20 protein-coding genes and 1 other RNA gene are annotated in these 19,350 nt (G+C 39.3%); 10 read left to right on the top strand and 11 right to left on the bottom strand.

Features of this window, described 5'->3' with window-relative positions; translation table 11 throughout:
* Positions 1–17 precede the first annotated feature (17 nt).
* Positions 18–476, bottom strand: coding sequence for a division/cell wall cluster transcriptional repressor MraZ (gene mraZ / locus JG479_RS03105; RefSeq protein ID WP_007582904.1), 459 nt, complete (start codon positions 474–476; stop codon positions 18–20).
* Positions 477–972: 496 nt separating this feature from the next.
* On the opposite strand from mraZ, the gene JG479_RS03100 reads away from it, so the two are divergent.
* Genes JG479_RS03100 through JG479_RS03090 form a run of 3 tightly spaced genes read left to right on the top strand, consistent with a single transcriptional unit; the run spans position 973 to position 2,017 of the window.
* Positions 973–1,311 carry a hypothetical protein gene (locus JG479_RS03100; RefSeq protein WP_002957982.1) on the top strand — a complete coding sequence of 113 codons (339 nt, stop codon included), beginning with the start codon at positions 973–975 and terminating at the stop codon, positions 1,309–1,311.
* 6 nt (positions 1,312–1,317) lie between these two features.
* Positions 1,318–1,773: a hypothetical protein gene (locus JG479_RS03095; protein ID WP_024596382.1), complete on the top strand. Its 456-nt coding sequence runs from the start codon at positions 1,318–1,320 to the stop codon at positions 1,771–1,773.
* A gap of 1 nt (position 1,774) precedes the next feature.
* The gene (locus JG479_RS03090) at positions 1,775–2,017 is read left to right on the top strand and encodes a hypothetical protein (protein ID WP_024596383.1); all 243 of its coding nucleotides are present in this window, start codon (positions 1,775–1,777) and stop codon (positions 2,015–2,017) included.
* A 3-nt stretch (positions 2,018–2,020) separates the two neighbouring features.
* Here JG479_RS03090 and JG479_RS03085 read toward each other — a convergent pair whose 3' ends face one another.
* Both JG479_RS03085 and JG479_RS03080 read right to left on the bottom strand, forming a co-directional pair.
* Positions 2,021–2,995: a glutathione S-transferase family protein gene (locus JG479_RS03085; protein ID WP_138488553.1), complete on the bottom strand. Its 975-nt coding sequence runs from the start codon at positions 2,993–2,995 to the stop codon at positions 2,021–2,023.
* A gap of 21 nt (positions 2,996–3,016) precedes the next feature.
* Positions 3,017–3,859: a pirin family protein gene (locus tag JG479_RS03080; protein ID WP_200219928.1), complete on the bottom strand. Its 843-nt coding sequence runs from the start codon at positions 3,857–3,859 to the stop codon at positions 3,017–3,019.
* Between the two features lie 201 nt (positions 3,860–4,060).
* On the opposite strand from JG479_RS03080, the gene JG479_RS03075 reads away from it, so the two are divergent.
* A complete protein-coding gene (locus tag JG479_RS03075) occupies positions 4,061–7,165 on the top strand; it encodes a bifunctional diguanylate cyclase/phosphodiesterase (RefSeq protein ID WP_200219927.1) in 3,105 nt (1,034 codons plus the stop codon).
* Between the two features lie 88 nt (positions 7,166–7,253).
* The gene (locus tag JG479_RS03070) at positions 7,254–8,141 is read left to right on the top strand and encodes a LysR family transcriptional regulator (RefSeq protein ID WP_138488550.1); all 888 of its coding nucleotides are present in this window, start codon (positions 7,254–7,256) and stop codon (positions 8,139–8,141) included.
* Between the two features lie 3 nt (positions 8,142–8,144).
* Here the strand turns inward: JG479_RS03070 and JG479_RS03065 are convergent, their stop codons facing one another.
* Positions 8,145–9,098 carry a YihY/virulence factor BrkB family protein gene (locus JG479_RS03065; RefSeq protein ID WP_138488549.1) on the bottom strand — a complete coding sequence of 318 codons (954 nt, stop codon included), beginning with the start codon at positions 9,096–9,098 and terminating at the stop codon, positions 8,145–8,147.
* Between the two features lie 127 nt (positions 9,099–9,225).
* Here JG479_RS03065 and JG479_RS03060 point away from each other — a divergent pair, with 127 nt between their 5' ends.
* Positions 9,226–10,305, top strand: a complete 1,080-nt coding sequence (locus JG479_RS03060; protein ID WP_200219926.1) for a mechanosensitive ion channel family protein — start codon at positions 9,226–9,228, stop codon at positions 10,303–10,305.
* Positions 10,306–10,379: 74 nt separating this feature from the next.
* On the opposite strand, the gene rnpB is transcribed toward JG479_RS03060, so the two are convergent.
* An RNA gene (gene rnpB / locus JG479_RS03055) (RNase P RNA component class A) lies at positions 10,380–10,757 on the bottom strand.
* Between the two features lie 41 nt (positions 10,758–10,798).
* Positions 10,799–11,656: a 16S rRNA (cytidine(1402)-2'-O)-methyltransferase gene (rsmI, locus tag JG479_RS03050; RefSeq protein WP_002957972.1), complete on the bottom strand. Its 858-nt coding sequence runs from the start codon at positions 11,654–11,656 to the stop codon at positions 10,799–10,801.
* A gap of 61 nt (positions 11,657–11,717) precedes the next feature.
* On the opposite strand from rsmI, the gene JG479_RS03045 reads away from it, so the two are divergent.
* The 4 genes from JG479_RS03045 to dolP are packed head-to-tail and all read left to right on the top strand — an operon-like array spanning position 11,718 to position 15,176.
* Complete coding sequence (locus JG479_RS03045) at positions 11,718–13,595, top strand: penicillin-binding protein activator (protein WP_200219925.1); 1,878 nt, start codon at positions 11,718–11,720, stop codon at positions 13,593–13,595.
* Between the two features lie 24 nt (positions 13,596–13,619).
* Positions 13,620–13,991, top strand: a complete 372-nt coding sequence (locus JG479_RS03040) for a YraN family protein (protein WP_002957970.1) — start codon at positions 13,620–13,622, stop codon at positions 13,989–13,991.
* 32 nt (positions 13,992–14,023) lie between these two features.
* Positions 14,024–14,617 carry an SIS domain-containing protein gene (locus JG479_RS03035; protein WP_002957968.1) on the top strand — a complete coding sequence of 198 codons (594 nt, stop codon included), beginning with the start codon at positions 14,024–14,026 and terminating at the stop codon, positions 14,615–14,617.
* Complete coding sequence (gene dolP / locus JG479_RS03030) at positions 14,610–15,176, top strand: division/outer membrane stress-associated lipid-binding lipoprotein (RefSeq protein ID WP_200219924.1); 567 nt, start codon at positions 14,610–14,612, stop codon at positions 15,174–15,176. Before JG479_RS03035 ends, dolP begins: the two co-directional genes overlap by 8 nt.
* Positions 15,177–15,235: 59 nt before the next feature.
* On the opposite strand, the gene JG479_RS03025 is transcribed toward dolP, so the two are convergent.
* The 5 genes from JG479_RS03025 to petA all read right to left on the bottom strand — a co-directional run bounded on the left by JG479_RS03025 (position 15,236) and on the right by petA (position 18,981).
* Positions 15,236–15,673 (bottom strand): ClpXP protease specificity-enhancing factor, encoded by a 438-nt coding sequence (locus JG479_RS03025; protein ID WP_002957966.1) that lies wholly within the window; start codon positions 15,671–15,673, stop codon positions 15,236–15,238.
* Complete coding sequence (gene sspA / locus JG479_RS03020; RefSeq protein ID WP_002957965.1) at positions 15,673–16,299, bottom strand: stringent starvation protein SspA; 627 nt, start codon at positions 16,297–16,299, stop codon at positions 15,673–15,675. Before sspA ends, JG479_RS03025 begins: the two co-directional genes overlap by 1 nt.
* A gap of 80 nt (positions 16,300–16,379) precedes the next feature.
* On the bottom strand, positions 16,380–17,129 hold the full coding sequence (locus JG479_RS03015; RefSeq protein ID WP_002957964.1) for a cytochrome c1: 750 nt from the start codon (positions 17,127–17,129) through the stop codon (positions 16,380–16,382).
* Positions 17,126–18,391, bottom strand: coding sequence for a cytochrome b (locus tag JG479_RS03010; RefSeq protein WP_002957963.1), 1,266 nt, complete (start codon positions 18,389–18,391; stop codon positions 17,126–17,128). Before JG479_RS03010 ends, JG479_RS03015 begins: the two co-directional genes overlap by 4 nt.
* Positions 18,391–18,981 carry a ubiquinol-cytochrome c reductase iron-sulfur subunit gene (gene petA, locus JG479_RS03005; protein ID WP_002957962.1) on the bottom strand — a complete coding sequence of 197 codons (591 nt, stop codon included), beginning with the start codon at positions 18,979–18,981 and terminating at the stop codon, positions 18,391–18,393. The genes JG479_RS03010 and petA overlap by 1 nt, the downstream gene beginning before the upstream one ends.
* Positions 18,982–19,350: the final 369 nt, after the last annotated feature.

Here is a 19,350-nt window from a genome sequence, read left to right as displayed (position 1 = left end):
TGCCTTTTTTTGTGCCGTTAGAGTGTAAAATTATCTAAATCTTGGTTAGGTTCAAAATCACCAAGCCTTTCAAGCTCAGTATCTTGCTGCATTTGCTCGTGCCAACGCGCCTCGTCCCAAATTTCAAACTTATTCATCAAACCAACCAGCATGATTTTTTTGCCAAGAGATGCATGGGCACGTAATGACGGCGCAAGCAAAATTCGACCATTTTTATCAAGTTGATACTCTGTAGCGTTACCTAGCAACATACGTTGCATTCGTCGAGCTCGTGGATTCATATTAGATATTTTCGCTAAACGGCTTTCTATTTCGAGCCACTCAGCCAATGGATATAACCATAAACACGGTTCATTTAATGCGACGGTACAAATAACTGTCCCCTGATCTTCAGACAACAGAGATTCTCGGTACTTTGTCGGTACCGCAAAACGCCCCTTATCATCCAAACTCAGTGAACTCGCGCCACGAAACATAAAAAACCTACTTTGAAATTGTTTTATTCAATTTTTTGTTTATTTTATCCAATGAGATCCACTAAAAACCACTTTTTACCACAGTGCTCCAGTTTAGGGCTTGACAAGCCATTTTGTCAAGTAAGCTGACCAGCTTTAGTGAGTCTCAAAGCTAGAAAAAATAAGGGCTCAAGCGAAGCGTTTGAATTACGTGGGAAAAAGTGGGATTGAGGTAAAGAAAAATATCAGCTTTGCTTTTATAACTTTCTGTTTACATGCATTGCTTACTGAATAACCAATGAATATTTACAATTTTTAAGGCGTTTTTATCCTCTTTGTAAAATTTACCTAGCCGTGTAGTAATAGTTACTGTTTATTTTAAAATACTAATTATTAAAAATTAAAAAATACAAACAAAACCCATCAAATTCAGTCAGTTAAAATAAATAACAAGTTTGGTTTAATCATTGCATCATCTAAATCACTATTTAAATTTTTAACTTATTAAGGATTGATTATGGCTACTGCAACGAATACGAAACCAAATACAACTTCAGATGTTAAGCCTGACGTTAAACTAACAAATACTGAATCTCCTCTTACAGAGAAAGCAACATCAGCGGCGCACGATGCTGTAGATGCACTTTCTAGTAAAGCTGCAACAGCTGAAAGCAGTGTGCGTAAAGGAGCTTCTAGCTCAGCAGATGCATTAAGCGAAAAACAACTTATTGCACGTGAAAAATTAAGTGAATGTACTGCAAAAACTCGTGCTTTTGCTTCTGAAAACCCATTAGCAACGGCGGGTATTGCTTTTGCTGCGGGTATGCTAATCACATCACTACTTCGTCGTAAGTAATTAGTGATGAATAACCCACAAACAACAGCAACCAAGGATGGTAATGCGCAAGACCAAACTACTGAGCAACATAGCCAAAAGGACGATTGGCAAGATCATGTTGCAATGCTTTTAGAGTATTCTAAGCAGCTCAAGGATGATTACCAAACTCAAGGAAAGATCACCCACCAGCTTGCTAAAGCTGAATGGCGGTTATCGCTTAGATCGCTTGCATTGATTACTATATTTTTAGGATGCTTTGCCAGTGGTTTGGTTTTGTTGTGGGCAGGATTTCTAGGTGCTGTTGGATACGGTGTATACGATGTTTTTGGGTCGGTATGGCTAAGTATTGCAACAGCTACTTTGCTACAAGTTGCTTGTTTAATATGGCTTTGGAAAAATACAGTTTACTTAAGCAATAAAATTGGCTTTAGTAAAACACTTAAAAGTTTAAAGCAGCTATTTAACTTACAAGGAAATTAGTATGTTAGTTAACTACTTAATTAAAGCACCTAATGAAAACGTTGATGCTCTAAGTAAGCAAATGGATACGCGCAGTGAATTGAAACGCCAACATCATGCAGCGTTCCAATATAGACTAAAGCGTTTTGCCGTAACCAAAGTTGGGCTTTCAAGTGCCTTTATCGCAGGTGCAGCAGTACAAGCGGGTAAAAGCGAAACCAGCTTCGTAAGAAAATACGGCTGGCTAGTGAACTTGATAGCTTAAGCGCTAAACATTTCTACCGTGATCAGATAAGTAATCAATACTTGGACCACTTGGCACAACTTGTGTTGGGTTGATCATTGTGTGACTAAAATAGTAATGACGCTTAATATGATAAAAATCAACTGTTTCAGCCACTCCTTTAACTTGATATAGCTCTCTGAGGTATCCACTTAATGCAGGATAGCTTTCAATTGTGCGTAAATTACATTTAAAATGGCCAACGTACACACTATCAAACCGAATGAGTGTAGTGAATAATCGCCAATCTGCCTCGGTGAGCCTATTACCTGTTAAATAACGCTGCTTGCTCAGTATCCCTTCTACTTTATCGAGTGCTTTGAATAAATCGTTAAACGCCTCTTCGTATGCATCTTGAGTTGTTGCGAATCCCGTACGATAAACACCATTATTTATATTTGGATAAATCAACGCATTTAATTCATCAATTTTTGGTCGTAGTGCCTCTGGGTAGTAATCATCGTTATTACCTGTTAATTCATTAAATGCACTATTGAACATACGTATAATATCGGCAGACTCATTACTGACAATTTTATTTAGCTTTTTATCCCACAATACGGGTACGGTGACTCGCCCGGAATACTTAGGATTATTTTTTGTATACACTTGATGTAAGTAGTTACTATTAAATAAAGCATCACCAGTACTGTGGTTTTGCGTATCAAAAGCCCAACCACTATCAAGCATATCAGGGCTAACAACCGACACCGTAATTAAATCCTGCAACCCTTTTAATGCTCTAAATATAAGCGTTCGATGCGCCCAAGGACACGCAAGTGATACATATAAATGATACCTGTTCGCTTGTGCTTTAAAACCGGCCTCGCCCGTTATTCCAGCGCTACCATCAACAGTTACCCAGTGACGTAACTGCGCCGTTTCACGTTCAAACTTACCGTTACTTGAATCTGTGTCGTACCATTTATCTTGCCATTGGCCGTTAACTAATAATCCCATAAAACTCTCCTAAAAATACCGTTATATTTTGCCAAACTCGCCGTTTTGATAATCACGCACTGCTTGCTGTACTTCAGCTTGCGTCGTCATTACAAACGGCCCCATATGAGCAATTGGCTGATTAAGCGGATCGCCTGCTAAAACCAAAACACCAGCGCCGTGCTCAGAGCTAATATTAATATCACTGCCTGGCTCTAAAATAAGTAGTTTACCCGCTGGTATTATTTGATTGTCGCTCATTATTAGTGAGCCGCTATGAATATAAAGCATTACTTTTTGTTGGCTAAGAGGCTCTAAATAAGTGCTTTTACCAGCAGGTAATGTAATATCAGCGAGCGCCGCATTAGCAGCTAAACTTTGCAGCTCGCTTGCAAGCGTTTCACTTTCGAACTGCCACGATCCCGCAAGTGCTTTTAACGTCACGCCTTGCGTATTTGTAAAACTAGGGGCTGGGTTTTTAGTCGTATCTTGATAACGCGAATCACGCATTTTTTCTGCGCTTGGCATGTTTATCCAAATTTGAAAGCCATGCAAACCGTCAACAGCATCAGCGAGTGGCATTTCACTGTGCATGACGCCGCGCCCTGTGCTCATCCATTGCACATCGCCTGCTTTAATTGCTTCTTTGTTACCCATTTGGTCACGATGTTCAAAGCCACCTTTTAGAATATAAGTAAACGTTTCAATTCCTCGGTGCGGATGCTCAGGAAAGCCTCCCATATAATCTTTTTTGTCGTCTGACTTGAGTTCATCAATCATCAAAAATGGATCTAAATATTTACCATCAAACCCAGGTATACGGCTAATGCTCACGCCATCGCCATCTTGAGTTGCATAAGCTGTAAGTATTTTTGATATTTTCATTTTTTAATTCACTCTAAAGAATAAGTTTATGAGGCTATTAAATCATTCATTAAACAAAACAACTATGTCTTTAAATCGAGCTTAAAGTTCTAAAAAACAGAATAACATTGATTCATTGGTTACATTTTCAACCTTATAATTATTATGGTTATTTGGAGTGAATTTGGCTACAATTGTTATTGCAAAATACAAAACTAAGGAATGGTTATTTTTACTTACTCTCTCAAACATCAGCTTTATCGTTTACTTATATTGCTAAGTATTCCAGGCACAGCTGTAATTATTTTTACCCTGCTGCTTGAACGCCACCATTCTATTGAGCAAAGTGAAAAAAAAGTAGAGAACATTGCTAAGCAATTAATTTTGCAGCAAAAGTATTTAGTCGATGATATTGACCGTTTAGCGCGTTATTTGGCTAAAGAGGAAAGTAAAAAAGAAAATCTAGCAACGTCCTGCCCTAATTATTTCAAACAATTTAGAGCTATTTACGCGCATGTTGCCAATATCGGGATTATAGATCCAAATGGCATTGTTATATGTACAACAAGCGGATTAGCCAAAACAATAAATATTGCAGATCGTGCGTATTTTCAAAATGCCTTAAAAAGTAACCAATTGTCGGTAGGTTATTTTCAGCACGACCGAAGCCTGCAAAAAAACACCCTTAACTTTGCGTTGCCTATCATTAATAAAAAAAATGTAATTCAGGGCGTTGTAGTTATCGTTGTTGCGCTTGACTGGTGGAACAATGCTTTTAATAATATTGAACTGCCGACTGGCTCTATTGCTGCAATCGCTGATTCTAATGGAAAAATTTTAGCGCGCTACCCACCAACAACTGCAGCCCTTGGCGATAATATTGCAAAGACTTTATTAGCAAGTGATTCTTCGATTGATAATGAGGCATCAACAAAAATAAAATCGATTGAGGGTGAAGATCGAATGCTTCATCACTCTACTATTTATAAAGATCCGAGTAATAACAGCTTAAATATACATATTGCACTTCCTATTACGCATGCTTTAAAGCAAATAAATAATAATTTTTTTATAGCGATTGGTGTGTTTATTTTATCACTGCTAGTGCTATGTTTAATTGCACGTAAGCTGCTTAAAACCAGCATTATCGACCCAATTAATAATCTAACAAACGCAACAAACGTGTTGGCTAAGGGCGAAATGCCGTCACAAAAAACACAGCCAAATAATCCAGAGCTAAATACTCTCTATCAGCGCTTTAAATCAATGGCGCAAACTAGGTTAACAGCTGAAGCTAATTTAAAAAACAAGCACGATGAGCTTACCAGCTTGCTTAATACTCTACCCGACAGTTACGTTAGAATTAACATCCATGGCGATATTCTCAACATAACGGGGCAATTTAAGCCTCAAGTAAACCCAAACAGCACTGCAGCACCTCATTTATCATCAATACTTTCTCACAACAATGTGCAGCTTTTGTTATCGCAGTTATCTAAGCTTGATGTTTCGAGTAATTTAGAATTTACACTCGAAAAATCAGATCCTAAACGCAGCTTTGAAGCGCGTATTAGTGCAATGCAAAGTAAAAATGAATACGTTGTTGTGCTAAGAGATATAACACAAAGAAAAATAAATGAAGAAGCACTTCACCTTGCCTCGCTAGTATATAACAACAGTAGTGAAGGCATGGCAATCACCGATCCAGCGGGTATAATATTTGATGTAAACCCTGCGTTTTGCAAAACGACTTTATATAATAAAGAAGAAGTTATTGGGCGCTCCTCTTCAATTCTTTCATCAGGAAAACATGATAAGAATTTTTACAATAAAATGTGGTCTGAATTACAGCAAACAGGCCGCTGGCAAGGCGAGGTTATTAACCGCAAAAAGAACGGGCAGCTTTACTCTGAGTGGCTCACAATCGATACGGTTTATGATACAAACAACGCACCTATTCGTCGAATCGCGATATTCACAGACCTCACTGAGAAAAAACAAGCCGATGAAACAATTTGGCGACAAGCTCACTATGATCACCTAACTGACTTACCAAATCGTTTAGAGTTAAAGGAGCGATTAAGTCAACGATTTTCAAGCATTGTTACTCCCGACAATCAATTGGTTGTCATGCTTTTAGATATAGATCACTTTAAAGATATTAATGACACATTAGGCCACCACTATGGCGATAACTTATTAAAACTCGTATCGCAACGCATAGTTCAGTCGGCAAAAAATGCTGAGTTTGTGGCACGTATTGGTGGTGATGAGTTTGTTATTGTATTTAATCGTATAAAAAGTACGCGTCATATTAATCAAATTGCCAGTAATATTTTGCTTAGCCTATCGTCGGCTTTTCATCTTGAAAACGAAGAGTTATTTATTAGCGCCAGCATGGGCATAGCATGCGCCCCTAATGATGGTGAAAATACTGAACAGCTTTTAAAAGCAGCCGATCAGGCTATGTATAAAGCAAAAAGTAATGGGCGTAACTGTTTTGAATTTTTCTCTGCTGACATGCGCGAATATGCACACGCACGCATGGTGCTATTAAAAGACTTACGAAGTGCCATAGAACTTGAACAGTTTGAGTTATTTTATCAGCCCATAGTTGCTTTGAATGATTTACATATTCATAAAGCTGAAGCACTTATTCGTTGGCAACATCCCGAAAAAGGCCTAATTAGCCCTGTCGCATTTATTTCACTTGCTGAAGAAACCAGGCAAATAAATGCAATTGGCCAATTTGTATTTGCTCAAACCTTGCAAACGCTTAACGATATAAAAACCCTAACCGATGATACTTTTCAAATAAGTGTAAACGTGTCGCCAGTACAGTTATCCACGCCAGAAAGTGGTATAGATGAATGGTACGATATGCTAAAAGCTGCAAAATTACCTGCATCCTCAATTGTGGCAGAAATAACTGAAGGCCTAATGATTAACCCCGAAGCATTAACGCAACGTCGCTTAAAAGAAATAGTAAAATCAGGTATGCAGCTTGCCCTTGATGATTTTGGTACAGGATATTCGTCACTCGCTTACTTACAAGAAATGGATACCGATTATTTAAAAATAGATAAACGTTTTGTTGATAATATCCAAGTAGGCAGTCAAGAACTTGCACTGTGTGAAGCAATAATTGTTATGGCGCATCAACTGGGCTTAAAAGTAATCGCCGAAGGAATTGAAACTGAATTACAAATGCAGCTATTACTTGAAGCCGGATGTGATTACGGACAAGGTTATTTATTTTCAAGACCTTTAAATAAAAGCAGCTTTATGGCACTTCTAGCTGATAAAAAAGTCGCTTTATTAAAATAAATAAACAAAAAATTACTGTTACGCAATAAATAATGCGTCTGCGCGGTCAAGTTAAGCAATCAGATATAAGTAGTAACAGGATTTAAAAATGGCAAAAGCAACATTAGAGCAATGGCGAATGTTTAAAGCGGTTGTGGATCACGGCGGATTTGCAGGCGCAAGTGCGGCTGTACATAAAAGTCAGTCAACCGTACACCATGCTGTTCAAAAACTTGAAGCCGCCTTGCAAATTAAGTTGCTTGAAGTAAAAGGTCGTAAAGCATTTTTAACCGATAGCGGTAAACTAATTTTACGCAGAGCTGAATTTTTAATTGAAGAAGCAACTAAAATAGAATCGGTAGCGAGCACACTAAGCGAAGGCGTAGAAAGCACGTTAAAAATAGCTGTTGATGAAGTTTTTCCACACACCATTTTATACCAGGCACTTGCTAAAACGAGTGAACTTTACCCGCTTTTAAAGATTGATTTAGTAGAAAGCGTGCTAACCGGTGCAAACGAATTACTACATAACTCAGTGGTTGATTTAGCCATTTCATCAATTCCTATCTATGGAATTAGTTGCAGTACGTTATGCGATATAGAGTTTATAGCCGTTGCGCATAAAGACCATGTATTACACCAACAGACTGAACAGCTCAACTTTCGTGATTTAAAGCTACACCGGCAAATAGTAGTTCGCGACTCAGCAACCCACACCAGTCACAATGATGGCTGGTTAGGTGCTGATATGCGCTGGACAGTCAGCCATTTACGCAACTCTATTGATATGGTTAGTCAAAATTTGGGTTACGCTTGGCTACCAAAAACACAAATAGCACATTTAATTGAAAATAAAACGCTCATCCCACTTAATTTAGACCAAGGTACAACCCGTACTCTTAATTTATATTTAATGTGCAACGACAACGACAGGCTTGGTCCTGCAGCACAAGAGTTTAAAGAGCAGCTTACGGCTCTCACTAACTTAGCTAGCTAATAGCTATTCATTTTTTACATCGAGGTGATCTGCTACATAGGCGCCTCGCTGTCCACGCTCTTTAGCCGGTCCTACAGTGCTATCTTTACCTGTTTGCTGCTCAGTAGCTGCATTAATTACAGCACCTAATGTGATTATATAAGCGCTGATATACAACCACATCAGCATGATCACTACACCACCTAGTGAGCCATACGTTTCGTTATAACTAGAAAAACGCGACACATAAAAAGAAAAACCTATAGATGCCAAAATCCAAAGCACGGTAGCAATAGACGACCCCATTGTGATCCAACGCCATTTAGCCGGTTTACGATGTGGGGCATAACGATATAAAAGTACCAATGCGAAATTAAAGGTAAAAGCCAATAATGGCCAAGAAATGAGTTTAATTAATAAATCTATACTTTCTTTTAGTCCCACTAAATTAAGTACAATAGGTAAAATACCAATAATTAATAGCGCAAAAATTGCGACTACAATCGCTCCTACCGAAAATAAAAAGCGTACTAATTGAGCTTTAAAAAATGAACGCTTTTCATATTCACGATAACTAATATTACACGCAGTAATAAGTGCTTGGCTGCCCTTAGAACTACTCCAAATAGTAAGTATAAGCGTACCGATTGCACTTAAGCTCAAGCTTGCACTTGATGTTTTTGCAAGGCTAGAAACCTGAGATAAAATTAGTTCACTGGTACTTGGTGGGAGCAAAGTAACTATTTTACTTAAATGATCACTTATATCTGCAGGGGATGAAAAGTACGCATACACAGATACCATCGCCGCAATGGCCGGAAAAATAGCAAGTAACGCATAAAATGCCACACCCGCTGCCACTATAGATAAGTTATCTTCACTCATTTGCTTAAAAATGCGCTTAACAATATCCCACCAACCTATAAAAGGGATATGACCAGGCTGCTCAGCTTGCTGTCCTCGTTTAGCTTCTTTCATTCTAAACCTCAATATTTGTATTACATTACTACAGCAAAATGTTTGCCAAGTTAAATAAAATATTTGGTACTAAACTTGCTGTTACCTAATATTAACGATTATAAAAACCAAACACGGACGATAAGCCATGCCTAGTAGCCAATCAAACATTATAGCTTTAAACAATACGCCTCCCAGCACGCAAAGTTTTCAAGGCGATGTGTTTACGTGGCAGTTTTTTCATGAACAAGCTGTGCAATTACTTCATGCAACAGCGCAAATATTACCCACACTATTACTCGGTATAATACTTTTAGCATTAAGCTATTTAATTGCAGGGCCACTTTCTCGATTGCTTATAAAGCCTATTGACTACATGACTGACAGTAAACTAGTTCATCTAGTTGTAAGGCGCAGCATAAGCACTTTAATTATTTTATTTGGCGTGTACTTATTCCTGCGCTTAGCAGGGCTTACCGAGTTTGCTGTTGCCATTATGAGTGGCACGGGACTAATAGGACTTATATTAGGTTTTGCCTTTAGAGACATAGCTGAGAATTTTATCGCTAGTTTATTACTGAGCATACAAAGGCCTTTCAAAATCGACGATGTAATTGAAGTAGACAATCGTTTAGGTGTTGTTAAAAAAGTAACCGCAAGAGCAACCACACTTGTTGATTACGATGGCAATCATATTCAAATACCCAATGCGACGGTATATAAAAATACCATTAAAAACCTGACTGCCAATCCAAAAATGCGCGGAAAAGTAGAAATTGGTATTGGCTATGATAACGATATACGCAGCACACAAACCCTCGCCCTAGATATTGCCAATCAACAAAATGCGGTGCTTAGCGATCCACCCGCGCAAGTTTTAATAAAAAACTTAGGCTCATCTACTATTAACTTCGTTTTGTATTTTTGGGTTAATAGCGAGCAACACAGTCCATTAAAAGTAGCTTCCCAGCTTATGCGCGAATTAGTCAATGAATTCACAAAACAAAACATCAGTATGCCTGATGACGCACGAGAAAGAATTATACTCACCGACCCTAGTGAAAATGTTTCTAGCTTAGAGGAAAAACAACCATCGCAAATACAAAGCGAAAAAAATGAAACTGTTGATCAAACTAAAACGCTTGATGATGTGAGCAGTGATACCGACGAAATACGTGAACAAGCAGAGCAATCAAGAGACCCAGAACAAGGTAAAAATATTATTTAAAGATGCTTAAATTGTATTAACTAAAATTTAGACACAAAAAAGCCCGCAGCGTTAACTGCGGGCTTTTTATTGAATGAGTGAGTCAGCCTATAAGCCGGGTTTTGTCCTTTCCGAAGAAAGTGATAATCATTCGTCTAGGCCATAAATCGCTCTATGGCTCAAGCAACCTACCCGGTTCTCACGTGGGCCACGCGTTCATTATTTAAAATGATAGAACCCTATTTGGTCTTGCTCCGAGTGGAGTTTACCTTGCAACCGACTATTACTAGCGGCCCGGTGCGCTCTTACCGCACCCTTTCACCCTTACCAACCGAAGTTGGCGGTCTCCTCTCTGCTGCACTTGTCGTGGGCTCACGCCCCCCAGCCGTTAGCTGGCACTCTGCCCTATGGAGCCCGGACTTTCCTCCCCCTGATCATTTTCGTCACAGGCAGCGATCATCTTGGCTGACTCGGCGCGCAGTATACATGAGGCTAATACCAAGCGCAGTAAAATTTACTCTTTTTCTTCAATAATTGTTTTGTATAAAGCGTTTTTCTTCATACCAAAGTATTCGGCTACAACGCCACAGGCTTTTTTCATTGGCATTTCACTTTCAAGAAGTGCCAACATTTTGCGCGCTTCAGGCGGAACATCGTCTATTTGCTTTGGTTTGCCCGCAAGCATCAGCACTATCTCGCCGCGCTGCTTGGTAGGATCATCAGTTAAAAACTGTTTAAGCTCACTTACACTACCATTAAAAAATGTTTCAAAGGTTTTGGTTAGCTCTTTAGCAAACACAACGTGTTGATCGTCGCCAAGTGCTAGTGCTAAATCATCAAGGCTTGCCATAATACGGTGCGTACTTTCGTACATTATGCTGGTAATGCCTGAGTTAACAGCTTCGGTAAAAAAGTCTTGGCGAGCTTTGCTTTTAGCTGGCGTAAAACCAATAAACTGAAAACGGTCGGTTGGTAAGCCTGAACAACATACGGCTGTAATTGCAGCACATGCACCTGGAACAGGTGTAACATGAGCGCCTTGTTCGCGACATAGATTTACAACCGCGTAGCCTGGATCACTAATTAGTGGCGTACCAGCGTCAGATACTAAAGCAATATTTAAACCTTGATTAAGTTGATCAATAATTTGTTGTGCTTTTTGCTTTTCGTTGTGGTCGTGTAATGCAAACGTTTTTGCCTTAATTCCAAAGTGGCTAAGTAGCTTGCCGGTATGGCGAGTGTCTTCAGCAGCTATTAAGTCAACTTGCGATAATGTCGCAATGGCACGGTGACTTAAGTCGTCATAATTGCCAATTGGGGTGGCAACAATGTAAAGAGTGCCAATTTTCTGTGAATTCTCCTCATTTAACATTGAGGTCTCCTGCGTCAGTCAGTAATATAAGCAAATCGCGTTAACGTATTGGGAAATCATTGTGCGACTTAAACTAGTTAGTCTATTAATTATATTGTCAGGGTTATCGGCGTGTAGCACAACCGAAAAACCAACTAAAAACAGCGATAACGTAAGTAACCGCACTAATGCACTGCAAAATCAGGCAACCAGTGCGCAATCTATCTATCAATTGGCGCAAAACCGCCAAGGTGCCGATAAAATACAGTTATTGTATAGCGCCCGTGATGCAGCAATTAGTGAGCAAAACTGGCCTTTATTAGAGATAATTGGGAATGAGCTTGAATTAACCGCAAGTGTTGATCAAATCCAGAACCGTCTTTATATTGCATTTGCACAAAAACAACAGAATAAAAATGATCAAGCTTTGGTTATTTTACAGTCGCTAGACGGACAACTTACTCAACCTGAGCATTTTGCTTGGCATCAGTTTTTAACGGCCAGCATTTACGCATCGCAAAATTTTCCTAAAAAAGCTGCACCCTACTTTTTTAGAGCCTCTGAAACAGCCACAAAAAACAATATAGAAATCCCTCAGCTCAATCAAAATTTGTGGGATAACTTAAAACAGCTCTCTTCATATGCGCTTGAACGTTTTAACCGTGGTTCGGTTATCCAGCAAGGCTGGGTAAACCTTGGTCTATACTATCAAGTATATGCAAGTAGCGGCGTGGAGCTAGACCAAGCAATTAATAATTGGCGCAGGCGCTATATTGGGCATCCGGCTTTTTCTGTTTTACCTGAACAAGACGAAATGCTTACTGAGCTCGCCCCTATTAATATAGAGCGTTTAGTTGTGTTGTTTCCACAATCAGGCCCTAACGAACGCTTAGGTGATGCGCTTAAAGCGGGTGTGTTAGCTGCACTTGATACGCAAACTATCAACGACACTATTTTTATTGATGAAAACCTAAGCACTGAGGAAATCGCAGCGCAACTTGAAGAAATAAAGCCTGATTTTGTAATTGGTCCTCTACTTAAAGCAAATATTGATAAACTAGCCAATGCACAAACTCTTATTGATACTCCGGTACTGCATTTAAACACCTTTGATGGTGAGCGCATTTCGCTTCAGCATTATTACTTTGCATTGAACCCTGAGCACGAAGTACAACAAGCTCTGGAACACTTTTTAACTAAGGGCTATCAAAAGCCTATGCTGCTTGCGCCAAATAATGCAAATGGCCAACGTTTAGTTGATTATTTTAACCTACAGTGGCAACGCTACAGCGAAACCAAACCACAAATCGGTTTTTATAACGATAAAAAAGATATGCCAAACACAATTACCAGCTTATTAGAAGTTGATAAGTCAAAAGATCGCATACAAACAGTTAAAGCATTATTTAAGCAAGAAGTAGAAAACGAAACGCGTTCACGCAGTGATATAGACGTTATTTATATTTTGGGTGATGCCATAGAAACTCGCTTAATTAAACCTTACCTTGATGTAAACGTCAGTACATTTGCTGATCGTATCCCACTTTATGCAAGCTCTAAAAGTCATAGTAAACAAATTGACAGTACAGACAAAGGCGACTTAGACGGCCTATACTTCACTGAATTACCGTGGATGCTTGATTCACAAATTAAACAACATAATTTACGCCTGCAGTACAACTCTCTATGGCCAGAGCAAATTGATATTAGCCAACGCTTATTTGCAATGGCATACGATGCAGTATCAATATTACATGACATTAGACAGTTAAGCGTAATGCCAGGCAATCAATATAGTGGCTTAAGCGGTAAGCTATCTGTTAATACCAGCGGCCATATAGAACGTATGCTCGACTGGGCTCAATATACAAACCGTCGCATTAAGCCGGTGCAATTAGAAACACAACGCCCGGTACCATTGTTTATGCAATCAGCGGGTGATATACAAACTATAAATTAAACTTTATTAAGTTAAGGGGGCGGCATGTCGTGGTTTAAAGAGCTGTGGCACAATAGTCGCGAAAAAGGCCAGTATTATGAGCTTGAAGCGCAAAAATACTTAGTTACTCAGGGCTTAACACCCATTGAACGTAATTATTACTGCCCCTTTGGCGAGCTTGATGTCATTATGAAAGAAGGCGACACCCTTGTATTCATTGAGGTCAAGTTTCGCAAAAATAATGCCCGTGGCGGTGCCAACTATGCACTTAGCCCACAAAAACAAGCTCGATTAAAACGTAGTATTTATCATTACTTAGCAGCTAAAAATTTAACTAACCAAGCACTAAGAATTGATTATGTAGCCATTACAGGAGAAGCATCTCCTAATATTAATTGGCTTAAAAATGTATTTTAAACGCAAATACAAAGATAAATTATTGGTAGGCTATGCAAGACACAATTAAAGAAATTTTTACAGAAAGCATTCAAGTTCAAATCGCTGCTGGTGAAGTGCTACCTAGTGCGCTTGAGTCAGCTGCATTTACTATTGCACAAAGTCTGATCAACGGAAATAAACTCATTTGCTGCGGTACTGCAAATTGCCACATGCTCGCCCAGCACATGGCGGGTGTATTGGTTAATCACTATGAAACCGAGCGTCCTTGTTTACCCGCAATTGCTCTATCGCAAGAAAACGTTAACCTTGGACAAAGTACTCAGGTAGACGATCACGATACATTTGCTCGTCAAGTCCGCGCTTTTGCTCAGCAAGGTGATTTATTGCTTGTACTGGCTATTAACGGTAACGAAAAACATGTTATTTCTGCCGTTGAAGCTGCACTAACTAAAGATATGAAGGTCATAGTTATGGTTGGTGATGATGGTGGCGAGTTGGTTGGCCTACTTGGCCCTAACGATGTTGAAATTAGATCCCCATCTAAACGCCCTAGCCGCATTATCGAATCCCATTTAGTTAACTTACATTGTTTAAGCGAACTGGTTGATTTAACGCTTTTCCCTCAGGATGAAAATTATGTTTAAACGCTCTCTTATTGTTTTAGGTACTGTTGTATTACTACAAGGCTGCGCAGCTGCTGTTGTTGCAGGTACAGCCAGTGCAGTAACTGCAGCGAACGATCGCCGTACCATTGGCTCTCAAATTGACGATAACAATATTGAAATAAAAGCGAGTATTGCACTTAGCGAAATAGAACGCCTTGAAAAGTTTGCCAATATAAGCGCTGTAAGCGTTAACGGTATTGTTTTACTTGTAGGCCAAGTATCTAATGAAGAAATGAGAAACGAAGCACAGCGTACCATTGAGGGCGTTTCAGGTATTCGTAAGATACATAACCAAATTCGTATTGGCTCAAATATTGGTATTACTACACAAACGCATGACTCTTGGTTGACTTCTAAAGTAAAAGCTCAGCTACTAACAGCAAAAGACATTAGCAGTAATAACATTAAAGTAGTTACTGAAAACGCTGAAGTATTTCTAATGGGTTTAGTATCTGACTCTGAGTCTACTCAAGCTGTAAACATTGCCCGAAATGTATCTGGCGTAGAGCGGGTAATTAAAGTATTTGAATATATGTAAACACAAAATACAGACATAAAAAAACCGCTTATTAAGCGGTTTTTTTTTGCATTTACTTATTATTTAATAACGCGTAAATGAGAGCCTTTTTTCTTCTGTGGCTTTTCTGGTGGTGTTTCATCAATAAATTCAGCTGATGAATCAACACTTTCAAGCTCAGGCACAAAATCGTCTTCGTCCTCTAAAAACTCATCTGCAGTAAAGACTGTTCCTTCGCCATTTTCACGCGCGTATATTGCAAGCACAGCACCTAGAGGCACATACACTTGCATTGGCTGACCACCAAAGCGCGCATTGAAGCTAAGTTGGGTTAAGTCTAACGAAAACTGTGTGACCGCTGATGGACTTATGTTTAAAACAATTTGTCCGTCTTGAACAAACTGTGTTGGCACTTGTACATTTGCAAACCCAGCGTCTACCACTAAATGCGGTGTACACTCGTTATCGACTATCCAATCAAAAAAAGCACGTAATAAATAAGGACGATTAGGCGTCATTATAAACGGATCTCACGCTCAGCTTCAGTTAAAGAGGCTTGGAATGACTCACGTTCAAATAAACGGATCATGTACTCTTTAAGCTCTTTAGAACCTGCACCATTAAGCTCAATACCAAACTCTGGTAAACGCCATAATAGTGGAGCTAAATAACAATCTACTAAGCTAAACTCTTCACTCATAAAGTAAGGTGCTTCGCTAAAAATAGGTGCTACAGCAAGTAATGCTTCTGTTAGCTCTTTACGAGCTTGAGCAGCATCTGACGTGTTGTTACTGATTTTGTCAGCTAGGCTGTACCAATCAGTATCAATACGATGCATCATTAAGCGGCTACGACCACGCATTACCGGGTAAACAGGCATTAGTGGAGGATGAGGAAAACGCTCATCAAGGTATTCCATGATGATGTTTGCCTGGTATAAACCAAGCTCACGGTCAATCAGTGTTGGCACTGTGCCGTAAGGGTTAATTTCGTGAAGTGCTTCTGGCAAGTTATCTTTTTCAGCCAAATGAATATCTACACTTACACCTTTTTCCGCAAGTACAATACGTACTTGGTGGCTATACATACAGTTAGCACCAGAAAAAAGGGTCATTACAGGGCGCTTATTGGCAGCTACGGCCATGCCTATACCTCCATTAAATAACTAAAACAGCAAAAGGGGCTTAAGCCCCTATTGCAAAATTACCTTTAAAAATGTTCAACTTAATGAACATCTCTCCAGTATTCTTTCTTAAGCATAAATGCCAAGATAAATAGAATTATTAAGAATCCTATTACCTTAATACCTAGCGCTTCCGATTCAAGACGTGAAGGTTCACCCACGTACTCAAGGAAGTTTGTTAAATCACGAGCCGCTTGGTCGTATTCATCTACGCTTAATTCACCCGTACCATCAGTTTCAGTAGCAATAACTTTGGTCACAGTGTGGCCATGTTCTTCTACTTCTTTAGTGATAGGCGTTGGTAAACCTTGTAGTTCTTGAAGAACATGAGGCATACCTACCGATGGAAAAACAATATTGTTAACTCCAAACGGGCGAGATTCATCTTTATAAAACGATTTTAGGTACGTGTAAATATAATCTGGTGATTTTACACGTGCAATTAGAGTTAAATCCGGCGGAGCCGCACCAAACCATTTTGCTGCATCGTCTTTTGTAATTGCGTTGGTGATATGGCTACCTACTTTAGAGCCGTCAAAAATTAACTGCTCTAAACCAACTTCTGTTGGGATACCGATATCACGAAAAGTACGTTCATAACGTTGATACTGCATTTGGTGACAACCAAGACAGTAGTTCATGAACAACTTTGCACCGCGTTGTAAAGATGGTTGATCAGTAAGGTCGTTATTCGCTTCCATTAAAGGAACCGACGGACCTGCTGCCATAACCATGTTAGGCAACAAGTTTACTGATAAAGCAAATAAACCAATAATAAGCTTCTTCATCATTTCGTTAACCTCTCTGGCAATGGCTTAGTTTTTTCGTTCTTACTGTATACAAACAACAGCACGAAGAACATAAAGTAAGTCACAGTACAGATTTGAGAAATAATCGTTTTCATATCAGTTTGTGGAGTTGCACCCACCCAACCAAGAAGAACGAAAGTTACAACAAAGCCTGCAATGTTCCATTTATGGAAACCACAACGGTAACGAACCGATTTAACTCTACCACGGTCTATCCAAGGTAGTAATGCAAGTACTACAATCGATGCACCCATCGCCGCAACACCAATTAACTTATCAGGGATTGCACGTAAGATTGCATAGAATGGCGTAAAGTACCAAACCGGGAAAATATGCTCAGGTGTTTTAAGTGGGTTAGCTGCCTCGAAGTTTGGACCTTCTAAAAAGAAGCCATTCATCGCCGGCATAAAGAACACAACCCAACAAAACAGTATTAAGAAACCAACCACACCCACAATATCTTTAACTGTGTAGTAAGGGTGGAACGGTATCGCATCAACAATGTCTTTTTTGTTAGTGTAATACTCATGGAATTTAAATTTAGGCTTATCTTCTTCAGCTACTGAGCCTTTCTTACGTTTAATCTCAATACCTTCAGGGTTATTTGAACCCACTTCGTGTAGAGCAACAATGTGTAAGAAAACTAAGATTACAATAACCAGTGGTAGTGCAATTACATGTAATGCAAAGAAGCGATTAAGCGTTGCACCTGATATTACGTAGTCACCACGGATCCAAAGTGTTAAGTCATCACCAATAACCGGAATAGCACCGAATAATGAAATGATTACTTGTGCGCCCCAGAACGACATTTGGCCCCATGGTAATAAGTATCCCATGAATGCTTCAGCCATTAGCGCTAAGAAAATGAACATACCAAATAACCACAGTAATTCACGCGGTTTTTGGTAAGAACCGTAGATCATGCCACGGAACATATGCATATATACAACGATGAAAAACGCTGATGCACCTGTTGAGTGCAAGTAACGTAGTAACCAGCCATATTCTACATCACGCATGATGTACTCTACCGAAGCAAAAGCACCTTCAGCAGACGGAACAAAGTTCATCGTTAACCAAATACCTGTTAGGATTTGGTTTACTAGTACTAACATGGCTAGTGAGCCAAAAAAGTACCAGAAGTTAAAGTTTTTAGGTGCTGGATACTGTGCAATGTGCATGTTCCAAACACGTGTCATTGGGATTCGGTCGTCTATCCAACCAATAATCTTACCAAACATTAGGCTACCCCTCTTTCTTCGCCCACTAAAATAGTGGTGTCATCTAGAAAAGTATAAGGTGGTATTTCTAAGTTTAATGGTGCAGGTACCGATTGAAATACTCGACCAGCCATATCAAATTTAGAACCGTGGCACGGGCAGTAGAAACCGTCATCAGTCCCTTCTACTTTCTCACCAAAATTACCTTGTAAAAAGCCTGGTGAACATCCTAAATGCGTACAAATACCTACAGCCAAAAATATTTCTGGACGTAATGAACGGTAATCATTTGTTGATGATTCTAATTGTTGTGGCTCTTGCGATTGCGGATCACGAAGTTGACCTTCATGTTCTTTCATCTGCTCAAGCATTTTTGGGGTACGTGATACAACCCATACAGGTTTACCACGCCACTCGACACGTATTAATTGTCCAGGCTCAAGTTTGCTGATATCTACTTCTACAGGCGCACCCGCAGATTTAGCTCGCTCACTTGGATTCCAAGACGCAATAAAAGGAACAGCAGCCCCAGCCGCACCAACACCACCTACAACAGAGGTAGCTATGGTTAAAAAGCGACGTCGGCCATTGTCTACAGGCGCATTGCTCATCCACTTATCTCCACTATGATTCTCAACACTTGCTATATTGAGAACATCAGTTACAGCAGGTTAATTATTCGAAATTTTTAAAATAGAAGCGATCATAATTAAAACCCTTGATTAAAACAAGGTTATTCAAAGCCCCATGCTCGAATAAACCTGACTTGATCAAAAATTTGATTAAGCTAGCTCGAGAATAAAGCCGAACGACTATAATAACGCTTCTGTAAAAACAATATACTGACCGAGATCAACACCACTAAGAGGAAACAGTAAAAACTGTACATAGTGTCGTTAAACTCACTCATTTTACTTCCACGCCAATTGTAGCAAAAAATTCCACCAATTAACTGATGGATTTAAACTAATTACGATAAT

It is taken from the genome of Pseudoalteromonas sp. LC2018020214, from assembly GCF_016598755.1.
GTDB lineage: Bacteria > Pseudomonadota > Gammaproteobacteria > Enterobacterales > Alteromonadaceae > Pseudoalteromonas > Pseudoalteromonas distincta.
This window is presented reverse-complemented; position numbering and strand designations above follow the sequence as displayed.

Coding starts and splice junctions, on each gene's coding strand:
- mraZ (WP_007582904.1), bottom strand. CDS start 476: ATGTTTCGTGGCGCGAGTTCACTGAGTTTGGATGATAAGGGGCGTTTT.
- JG479_RS03100 (WP_002957982.1), top strand. CDS start 973: ATGGCTACTGCAACGAATACGAAACCAAATACAACTTCAGATGTTAAG.
- JG479_RS03095 (WP_024596382.1), top strand. CDS start 1,318: ATGAATAACCCACAAACAACAGCAACCAAGGATGGTAATGCGCAAGAC.
- JG479_RS03090 (WP_024596383.1), top strand. CDS start 1,775: ATGTTAGTTAACTACTTAATTAAAGCACCTAATGAAAACGTTGATGCT.
- JG479_RS03085 (WP_138488553.1), bottom strand. CDS start 2,995: ATGGGATTATTAGTTAACGGCCAATGGCAAGATAAATGGTACGACACA.
- JG479_RS03080 (WP_200219928.1), bottom strand. CDS start 3,859: ATGAAAATATCAAAAATACTTACAGCTTATGCAACTCAAGATGGCGAT.
- JG479_RS03075 (WP_200219927.1), top strand. CDS start 4,061: ATGGTTATTTTTACTTACTCTCTCAAACATCAGCTTTATCGTTTACTT.
- JG479_RS03070 (WP_138488550.1), top strand. CDS start 7,254: ATGGCAAAAGCAACATTAGAGCAATGGCGAATGTTTAAAGCGGTTGTG.
- JG479_RS03065 (WP_138488549.1), bottom strand. CDS start 9,098: ATGAAAGAAGCTAAACGAGGACAGCAAGCTGAGCAGCCTGGTCATATC.
- JG479_RS03060 (WP_200219926.1), top strand. CDS start 9,226: ATGCCTAGTAGCCAATCAAACATTATAGCTTTAAACAATACGCCTCCC.
- rsmI (WP_002957972.1), bottom strand. CDS start 11,656: ATGTTAAATGAGGAGAATTCACAGAAAATTGGCACTCTTTACATTGTT.
- JG479_RS03040 (WP_002957970.1), top strand. CDS start 13,620: ATGTCGTGGTTTAAAGAGCTGTGGCACAATAGTCGCGAAAAAGGCCAG.
- JG479_RS03035 (WP_002957968.1), top strand. CDS start 14,024: ATGCAAGACACAATTAAAGAAATTTTTACAGAAAGCATTCAAGTTCAA.
- dolP (WP_200219924.1), top strand. CDS start 14,610: ATGTTTAAACGCTCTCTTATTGTTTTAGGTACTGTTGTATTACTACAA.
- JG479_RS03025 (WP_002957966.1), bottom strand. CDS start 15,673: ATGACGCCTAATCGTCCTTATTTATTACGTGCTTTTTTTGATTGGATA.
- sspA (WP_002957965.1), bottom strand. CDS start 16,299: ATGGCCGTAGCTGCCAATAAGCGCCCTGTAATGACCCTTTTTTCTGGT.
- JG479_RS03015 (WP_002957964.1), bottom strand. CDS start 17,129: ATGATGAAGAAGCTTATTATTGGTTTATTTGCTTTATCAGTAAACTTG.
- JG479_RS03010 (WP_002957963.1), bottom strand. CDS start 18,391: ATGTTTGGTAAGATTATTGGTTGGATAGACGACCGAATCCCAATGACA.
- petA (WP_002957962.1), bottom strand. CDS start 18,981: ATGAGCAATGCGCCTGTAGACAATGGCCGACGTCGCTTTTTAACCATA.